2 protein-coding genes and 5 pseudogenes are annotated in these 7911 nt (G+C 59.4%); 3 read left to right on the top strand and 4 right to left on the bottom strand.

Annotated features, from left to right (window positions below; genetic code table 11):
• Nucleotides 1-85: 85 nt before the first annotated feature.
• Nucleotides 86-297 (bottom strand): annotated as a pseudogene (locus tag NKJ12_RS31655) (IS256 family transposase); the annotation flags it as partial.
• A 68-nt stretch (nt 298-365) separates the two neighbouring features.
• Between NKJ12_RS31655 and NKJ12_RS31650 the strand changes: the two are divergent.
• A pseudogene (locus NKJ12_RS31650) lies at nt 366-1687 on the top strand (transposase).
• 68 nt (nt 1688-1755) lie between these two features.
• Here NKJ12_RS31650 and NKJ12_RS31645 read toward each other — a convergent pair.
• Nucleotides 1756-2513: pseudogene (locus tag NKJ12_RS31645) on the bottom strand (IS256 family transposase); the annotation flags it as partial.
• A gap of 878 nt (nt 2514-3391) precedes the next feature.
• Here NKJ12_RS31645 and NKJ12_RS31640 point away from each other — a divergent pair.
• On the top strand, nt 3392-4849 hold the full coding sequence (locus tag NKJ12_RS31640) for an aldehyde dehydrogenase family protein (RefSeq protein WP_352707626.1): 1458 nt from the start codon (nt 3392-3394) through the stop codon (nt 4847-4849).
• 662 nt (nt 4850-5511) lie between these two features.
• Nucleotides 5512-6131: pseudogene (locus NKJ12_RS31635) on the top strand (Mu transposase domain-containing protein); the annotation flags it as partial.
• A gap of 16 nt (nt 6132-6147) precedes the next feature.
• Here the strand turns inward: NKJ12_RS31635 and NKJ12_RS31630 are convergent.
• Both NKJ12_RS31630 and NKJ12_RS31625 read right to left on the bottom strand, forming a co-directional pair.
• Nucleotides 6148-6452, bottom strand: a pseudogene (locus tag NKJ12_RS31630) (IS21 family transposase); the annotation flags it as partial.
• Nucleotides 6453-7236: 784 nt separating this feature from the next.
• Nucleotides 7237-7911: MmgE/PrpD family protein (locus NKJ12_RS31625; RefSeq protein WP_502905765.1), on the bottom strand; the 675-nt coding region annotated here is incomplete at its 5' end.

The raw sequence follows: 7911 nt of genomic DNA, 5'->3' as shown, positions 1-7911 counted from the left end.
GAAATCCTGTGGGCCGGGACGAAGAAACAGGCTCACCTGAGCCGAACAAAGAAACGCAACAGGAATCGAAAAAGTCGAAATCAGGCTTGTCGATGTCATCCGTCGAGTGCAGCTTGGCGCGCTGCTCCTTGGGGAAAGTCATGTAGGCAAGCACGTCGGGCTCGGCGTCGTCCATGATTGTTTGCGTGCTTGCGGCCTCGGGCGTTTCCTGGGCGAAGGCGGCGGCGATGAAAGCGGAGACGACGCGGCGCCGCTCTTGCCGGCATGGGCCAGCACGTTCCTCATGAAGTGGAGGCGGGGGCTATTGAAGAAGTCCTTCCCCGCTGATTCAATTGATCAATCGTTGATTCGGTGGAGGATTCGCGATGCTGGGTCGGAAAGAACGAGATCAACTCGAACTGTTCATGAACGGCTCGCTGTGACAGCTCATCCCTGATGATCATATCCTGGCCAAGGTCGATCGTGTGCTTGATCTGTCGTGGCTGCGCGGCGAGGTGGCGGATCTCTATTGCGACGACAACGGTCGCCCGGGAATAGATCCTGAGGTTGCGGTCCGTCTAATGCTTGCGGGTCTCCTGCTTGGGAACGTCCACGACCGCCGGCTGATGCGCGAGGCCCAGGTCAACATCGCCATCCGGTGGTTCGTCGGCTATGGTCTGCATGAAGCACTTCCCGATCATTCTTCCCTGACACGCATCCGCCACCGCTGGGGCGAAGAGCGGTTTCGTCGGATCTTTCAGCGCACGGTGCAGGCCTGTATCGACGCCAAGATCGCCAAGGGCGAGATCGTCCATGTCGATGCTTCGCTGATCCGGGCCGATGTGAGCTGGGACAGCCTGGCGGTTCGTCACATGGAGGCGGTGAGTGCGGCGAACGAGGATGCAGAGGCGAGGAAGAGCCGCAAAACCGGCAAGTTCAAGAAGGTCTGCGTCACCGACCCGGATGCCACCATGGCGACAAACGCCCGCAATCGCCCGCTTGAGCCGGCTTACAAGCAGCATGCTGTTGTCGATGATCTGCGCGGCGTGGTTCTCGATGTCGTGGTGACTACCGGCGAGATCAGCGAGGGGCAGATGATCGTGGAGCGGATCGATGCCGCTGAGAGGACGACGGGCTTGGCCGTGCGAACCGTCACTGCCGATGCCGGCTATGCCTATGCGAAGGTGTTCGCCGCTTTCGAGCACCGCGGCATTGACGCGTTGATCCCCGCCAAGGCGGAGCCGATCCGCAGCCCGGTTCCGCTGCGTCGTTTCCGCTACGATGCCAAGCACGACATCCTGAAGTGCCTTCGAGGCAAGGTCCTGCACCCCAAGCGGCCCTTGAAGTATGGGCGCTTCTTTTACTCGCGCGCCAGAGATTGCTCAGGCTGCGACCTTGCCTCTATCTGCCTATCCAAAGGGCGCGCCAACAAGGCGGTTGTTGTGGGGAATGACTATCCGGCATTGCTAAGAGCTCGCAGACGTCGCGAGCGATGGTCGGAAGAGGATAAACAGCTCTATCAACGCCATCGGTGGCGCTCGGAAGGCTCCTTGCCCGGGCGGTTCGGCGGGGCCTAACGAACATGACGATCCAGGCCTACCTCACGGCCGCGGCGGTGAACCTCAAACGGCTGGCGGCCGCTTTGTTGGCCCATTTGCTCGGATTGGTGCTGCTGGCGCTCCGTATGGTGCCGATCGAGGAATCCTGAGACAGAATTCCCGCAGTTCTCACAGCAAGGGCCTCGTTAACTCGCACCATGCATGGGGAAGCCGACTTTCTCAACAGCCCCACGCGGCACCTCTGCCATGTCGCGCACAGCACCTTGGTGACGGCCGCCTTGATGCCTTCATGGGCATCGGAGACGACGAGCTTGACGCCGCGCAGGCCGCGGCGGGTCAGCTTGCGCAGGAACTCCGTCCAGATCGGCTCGGCCTCAGACGTGCCGACCTCCATGCCCAGCACCTTGCGCCGGCCGTCCGCGTTGACGCCGACAGCGATGATGACGGCGACCGAGACGATGCGGCCGCCGCGGCGCACCTTCAGGTAGCTGGCGTCGATCCCCAGATATGGCCAGTCGCCCTCGATGGGTCTTTCAAGGAACGCTTTGACCTTGCCGTCGATCTCTTCGCACAGCCGGCTGACCTGGCTTTTGGAGATGCCGCTCATGCCCATGGCCTTGACCAGGTCGTCGACCGAGCGGGTCGAGATGCCTTGCACATAGGCTTCCTGGATGACGGCGGTCAGCGCCTTCTCGGCCATGCGGCGCGGTTCTAGGAAACCGGGGAAATAGGAGCCCTTCCTGAGCTTGGGGATGCGCAGCTCGACGGTGCCGGCGCGCGTCTCCCAGTCGCGCTCGCGATAGCCGTTGCTCTGGGCCGTGCGCAACGGGTTCTTCTCCCCATAGCCGGCGCCGGTGGCGGCGCCCACCTCCAGCTCCATCAGCCGCTCGGCGGCAAAGCCAATCATCTCGCGCAAGATATCGGCATCGGGGTCTTCTCCACGAGCGTGCGCAGGTTCATCATGTGGTCGGTCATCGATGGTTCCTTCGAATCAGGTTGGTGTCAGCAACCCGACCTTACCGGCGAACTGTCGATGACCACCGCAAAGCCGCTCGCTCGCTACAGCGCTATCGAGGGCGCGCTCGCAAGCGGCTTCGCTACCGCCGAGCTACACCACCTGTGCGGCGCGGCCGCGATACACGCCGGGCACATCCGTGCCCGGTGTTGTGCCGCAGCGCCCCAACAACGGCACGAGCCAACGCTCCAAATCAGCTTGCCAGTGTCCATCCATGGCCGGCGCCTCCCAAAAACCCGACCTCCAATAGGCACTGAAGACTCCTCTTGGGAATTTCAAAATGCCCGTCTCGCTAACAATCTGACAAAGTACGGCGATAGTCACCTACGTGTGTTGGTAGGTATCACGAGGCAGAGGACAAGCTATTTCAAAACTGGTAGATGTGATCGAGATTCGACTTGACGATTTTTTGAGTAAGGAGATTTTTTAGATCATCAAGTAGCATTGTAGTACTCAGTTTTGTGGGTGCCGATATGAGGAAGACACATCTTGTTGCAGATTACGATGCTTTTGCGTATATCTGAACAGTAAATCACTCTTTTGGATCAAAAACGAGAAATAAATTTGGGACCGCGCAGAATATCTCCGATTATGCTTGGGCAATCAAATTTATCGAAGGAGGACTTCAAAGTTGATGTGTGGCGACATAGAGCTGTTGACCGCCTAGAGCGTACGGGTAAGCGGTTGCAGGTCTTGGCGAAAGCTCTCGACATCTAACCGCCACCGGTCATGACGCGGGCTCACGGTTAAGCCGAGGCCTTTGCCAGGCCATCCGTGCAATCCGCGACACCTACGTCAGCAGTGGTGCGCGTCGAGAAGATTTCCAGAGAGGACTTCGATGTCTGGCACAGAAGTGATCAAGAATTTTATAGATGGGGAGTGGAGGGATTCTTCGTCAGGCGGACGGATCGAGGTCGATGACCCTTCGACCGCGAAAACGATTGCCGTCGTAGCAGAGGCAGGGCCCGAAGAAATCGAACTCGCCGTTGCTGCCGCTCACCGCGTTTTTCGCGATCGCGTTCTTATAGACATGCACCCCTACGACCGTGGGCGGATGCTGTTTCGCGTGGCGGATGCGCTCGAGGCGCGCAGCGAAGAGATCGCGATCATCAACTGCATCGAGACGGGCAAGGCGTTGGACCTCGCCCGTGGCGAAGTGCGGACCGCCGTCAGATACTTGCGGTACTATGGTGGCTTAGCCGACAAGCTTGAAGGTCGCTCGATCCCACGCGGGGCCAATCTGGTCGACTACACTGTCAGAAGTCCGTTCGGTGTGTCCGTCCAGATTGTTCCGTGGAACGGTCCACTGGAACTGACAGCCCGTTCGCTGGCCTGCGCCATCGCAACCGGCAATTCAGTGGTGGTGAAGTCGCCAGAGCTGGCTCCCTTGTCCGGAATTGAGATCGCACGTGCCTGCGAGACCGCGGGGCTGCCTGCCGGAGCTGTGAACGTGCTCACCGGTTACGGCGAAACGGCAGGCCAGGCGCTAATCGACCATCCCGATGTGCGCCACATCGTCTTTACCGGGTCCACGGCTACCGGGCGAACGGTGCTCAAGGCCGCAGCGGAGCGCATCGTACCGTGCATCATGGAACTGGGCGGCAAGTCAGCTGCGGTGGTGTATTCCGATGCCGATCTCGATGCCGTCGTGGAAGCGGTGCGCGTTGGAACCTATCTTAATGCCGGGCAGAACTGCAACAACCTAACAAGACTACTTGTTGAGCGTTCAATCGCAGACGAACTGTTGGAGAGAGTAAAAGTCTGCGTCGAAGGACTTTCGATTGGTCCGGGGCGAGAGAACTGTGACATCACTCCCTTGATCTCCCAAAAGCAGCGCCAAGCGGTCGAGAAAGCTTGTCACACTGCTCTTTCGCAGGGTGCACGGGTGGTGATCGGCGGAACTGCACTTTCCGAGCGGAGCGGCTATTTCATGACGGCGACGGTGTTCGCCGATGTGGCGCGAGACAGTAATCTGTTCCAGAAAGAAGTCTTCGGTCCTGTTCTTGCCGTTACCGTTTTCGACGACCCAGTGATGGGGATCGATCTCGCCAACGACACCGATCAGGGCTTGGCAGCGGGCGTGTTCACCCGGGATATCGATCGGGCTCTTTGGAGCGCTGATCGCCTTTGGGCTGGCCAAGTGTACGTGAATGGATGGTACGTCGGCGGCGTAGAAACGCCGTTCGGTGGAGTAAAGCATTCTGGCTACGGAAGGGAGAAGGGTCAGGAAGCACTTGATGGCTACGTTCAGACGAGAAATATCGGCATCCGGATCTCACAACCAGCATCAAGGTAAAGGAGCACAGCATGAATATATCGGTCAGATCGGTATTACTCGTCTCCCATCCGCCATCGGGAGTGCGCATTTCGCAAAAACCGGGCAAGGATTCCGCTAAGTCGCGGACAGTTGCTTCACTAAGTGCCGGACAGTTTGACGACGATGGTCCCCGGGTGCCTTGTTGCGTTCATGCGTGATTGATTTCCCCGTTTTTGGCTCCGGTCAAAAGGGGCGCAGCTTGTGCTTGCGCATGCTGTCGCCCTCAAAGCTGATGCGGTGAGCTTTGCGACGATCCTGTCGAGAATGGCGTGGGCGACCGTGGGGTCAGGTCATGCCATCTGGCCACCGGGACTTGGGCCGTGATCAGGGTCCATTTTCGCCGATAGTGTTCCTCGATGATTTTGAACAGGTGGAAGCGCTGCTGGTCTGTGAGGCTGTGGGTCCCGAAGTCGTCGAGAAGAGCAATTGGACGCGGGTGAGCTTGTCGATAAGGCGGGGAAAGCGGCCATCGAGGCGGGCGAGCGCCAGGTCCTCGAACAGGCGTGCACGCGCGCATAGAGCACGGAATGATCTAGCCTTGCCGCCTGGCGGCCGAAGGCGCAGCCAACCACGAGTTGCCGGTGCCGGTCTGTCCAGTGATGATCAGGTTGTCATGCGCCTTCAGCCATTCGCCCTGGGCGAGCCGCCGCGAACTGTTCGAGGAGATCGAGCGGGCGGCCTTGAGGCCGCTGCCGGGGGCCCCGTTCGAATATGCGGAATGGAAGACGGCCAAGGTCCATCCCGACTACCATGTCGAGGTCGACAAGACCTTCTACTCGGTGCCGCATCGGCTGATCGGCCGCACCGTCCAGATGCGGCTCACCCACCGGGTCGTCGAGATGTTCCATGATGACCAGCGCGTCGCCAGCCATGTCCGCCGCTCGCAGCGTTCCGGCCATGTCACCGTCAACGAACACGTGCCCAAGGCGCACCAGCGCACGCCAACACCACACCGGCCAGCCTGATCAGCCGGGCGGCAAGGATCGGCCCCAACGACGCCATTCTGGTCGAGCGCATGATGCGCGATAGGCCACATCCGGAACAGGGCTACCTCGCGGCCATGGGCATCCTGTCGCTGTCGCCGCGCTATGGGCGGGAGCGCACCGAGGCGGCCTGCGAGCGGGCGCTGCTGATCAACGCGATCATCTACGCCTCCGTCACCGCCATCCTCAATTCCGGCCTCGACCGGGCCAGCTCCGCAGAGCCGGCAAAGCCGACACCGCCGCACGCCAACATCCGCGGCTCTACCTATTACCAGTGAAGAAAGGAAGAAAGATTTCGCGCTTCAGCTCCCGGGCGACCCGCGCCCAATCCGGCTCGCTCAGATCCTGCGGCGGACGGCCCATTCGGTGAAACAGACGCTGTTCCAGCGCCGCACGTCGCCAAAGCCCGCAGGCGGGGGCCACCACATAGCCCCGCCTCCCGCGCCCGCAGTAAATAGGTCGAAACCTCGAAACCGAGGTCTTGCCGATCTTCAGTCGCTCTGCGACCTCGCACACCGAAGACCCTGTTCATGGGTCAGGCGCAGGATCGTCCGGATATCCCGCACGCTCGTTCGTCTCGCTTGCTTCCGTCTTGGTATGGGCTCTCTCGGTTCGATGATGAGAGAGCCAAATGCCAGAACGGCGCAGCCGAGCACCGACCGTCAAATCCACCCCGGAAACTGTCGAATTAGCGGAATCACTGTCCGGGGAGTTAGTGAAAACGCTGTGCGGGACTTACCGGAAAAGGTGTCCGGGACTTGCTGAAACACGCAATCGGGAGGTCTTGCGGAGATTTGGCCCTGTCGACGGTTGATCATAAGTGTCGAGTTTGCACAGGGCAAGATCGCGCTGGCATGTCGCCGAAACGTTCAAAAACGCCAGGAATCGGCATCGCGATTTGTGATAATTGTGGCAAGCTCTGGCTGCAGGCGCATGAGCCCTGGCCGGACCGCTCCGAGACACATCCGAGGGAGTCTTTTATGCCAGTAGTCAAAGGTCCGCAGGTATTCCTCTCTCGTAATAATCTGCGCAGGCTCGCTGCGGTGAAGCGAAGATCGCTGAGCTGATGCGCCGCGGTTGTCATCACCAACGAAGCAGACATCACTTGCCTCACGAGGGCCGTTCGCTCACCTGTATGACACGCGCGATGTCGTCATCCTGGCCTCGCGGGAAGAAGTGCAACTTGACTGCCGACTTGGCTTGAAAAGTTCAGGCGCTGTGATGGCATCACGGTCGTTGGCAATCTCGCCGAGGTATTCCACCCAAGTGTCCGCTCTCTGCCACAGCGATCGAAATCCGCTCCTGTGAATATCCAAACGGACAACTCTGCTATGTTCCATATGCTCGCCTCTTATCCATGAGGCTGTGCGTCGGCCAGCCGGCTTAACCCTCGTACCGTTGAATATCAGATGACGGTCCACCCTGTGGCCCAGCAATCATAGGGATGAGCAGCTCGAATAGCGGTGCCAACGTGGGCTGCTTATCGAGGTCGTTGATGAAGTCTCCGATCAACCCGAGTTGTTTCTCGGAAAACGGGAGCATGGACATTTCGGCACAAGCTTTTAATTTCTGCACACCATCAGCGAGCGAAGCCGGCTTTTCCGGGTGTCCGAATGCCTTGTCGACTCGAATGAAATGTTCGGCTCCGCCTTTTAGCCTCACTTTGACCGTCACCGGCGAACTGGAATAGAGGCCGTGCGTGCGTTCGATCTCTGGATCAACTTCAATTTTAGTGAGCGCCATGATCCGGCGAACGGCCTGATCCCCAAGCGCATCAGGAAGGAAATCGCGAATTACAACTTCGCCGCGCTGGGCCGCGACAGCTGTGGCGTACGGCAGGCTAAAACGCGCTACGACCGGATCCTTCGGATCCCATTTTTGATCGCGTGGCTGGACCACAAAATCCTCAGCCAGCCGATTCAATCCCAGCTCGATTGACACAATATCCTCGCCAGGGAATTTGTACCTCTGCCGCAATTGAAGAAGTCCGTCGATCGCAGGATGTACGCATTTACAGGCCGGCCACGGCTTGAAGCTAATGGAAGCATTCACATACTC

This window comes from Mesorhizobium sp. M0195 (genome assembly GCF_040322115.1).
Classification (GTDB): Bacteria; Pseudomonadota; Alphaproteobacteria; order Rhizobiales; family Rhizobiaceae; genus Mesorhizobium.
Note: the sequence above shows the minus strand (reverse complement) of the source record. Positions and strands in the feature narration are given on the sequence as shown.

Bases quoted from the DNA above. Each gene is read 5' to 3' on its own strand.
- NKJ12_RS31640 (WP_352707626.1), top strand. From the start codon at position 3,392: ATGTCTGGCACAGAAGTGATCAAGAATTTTATAGATGGGGAGTGGAGG.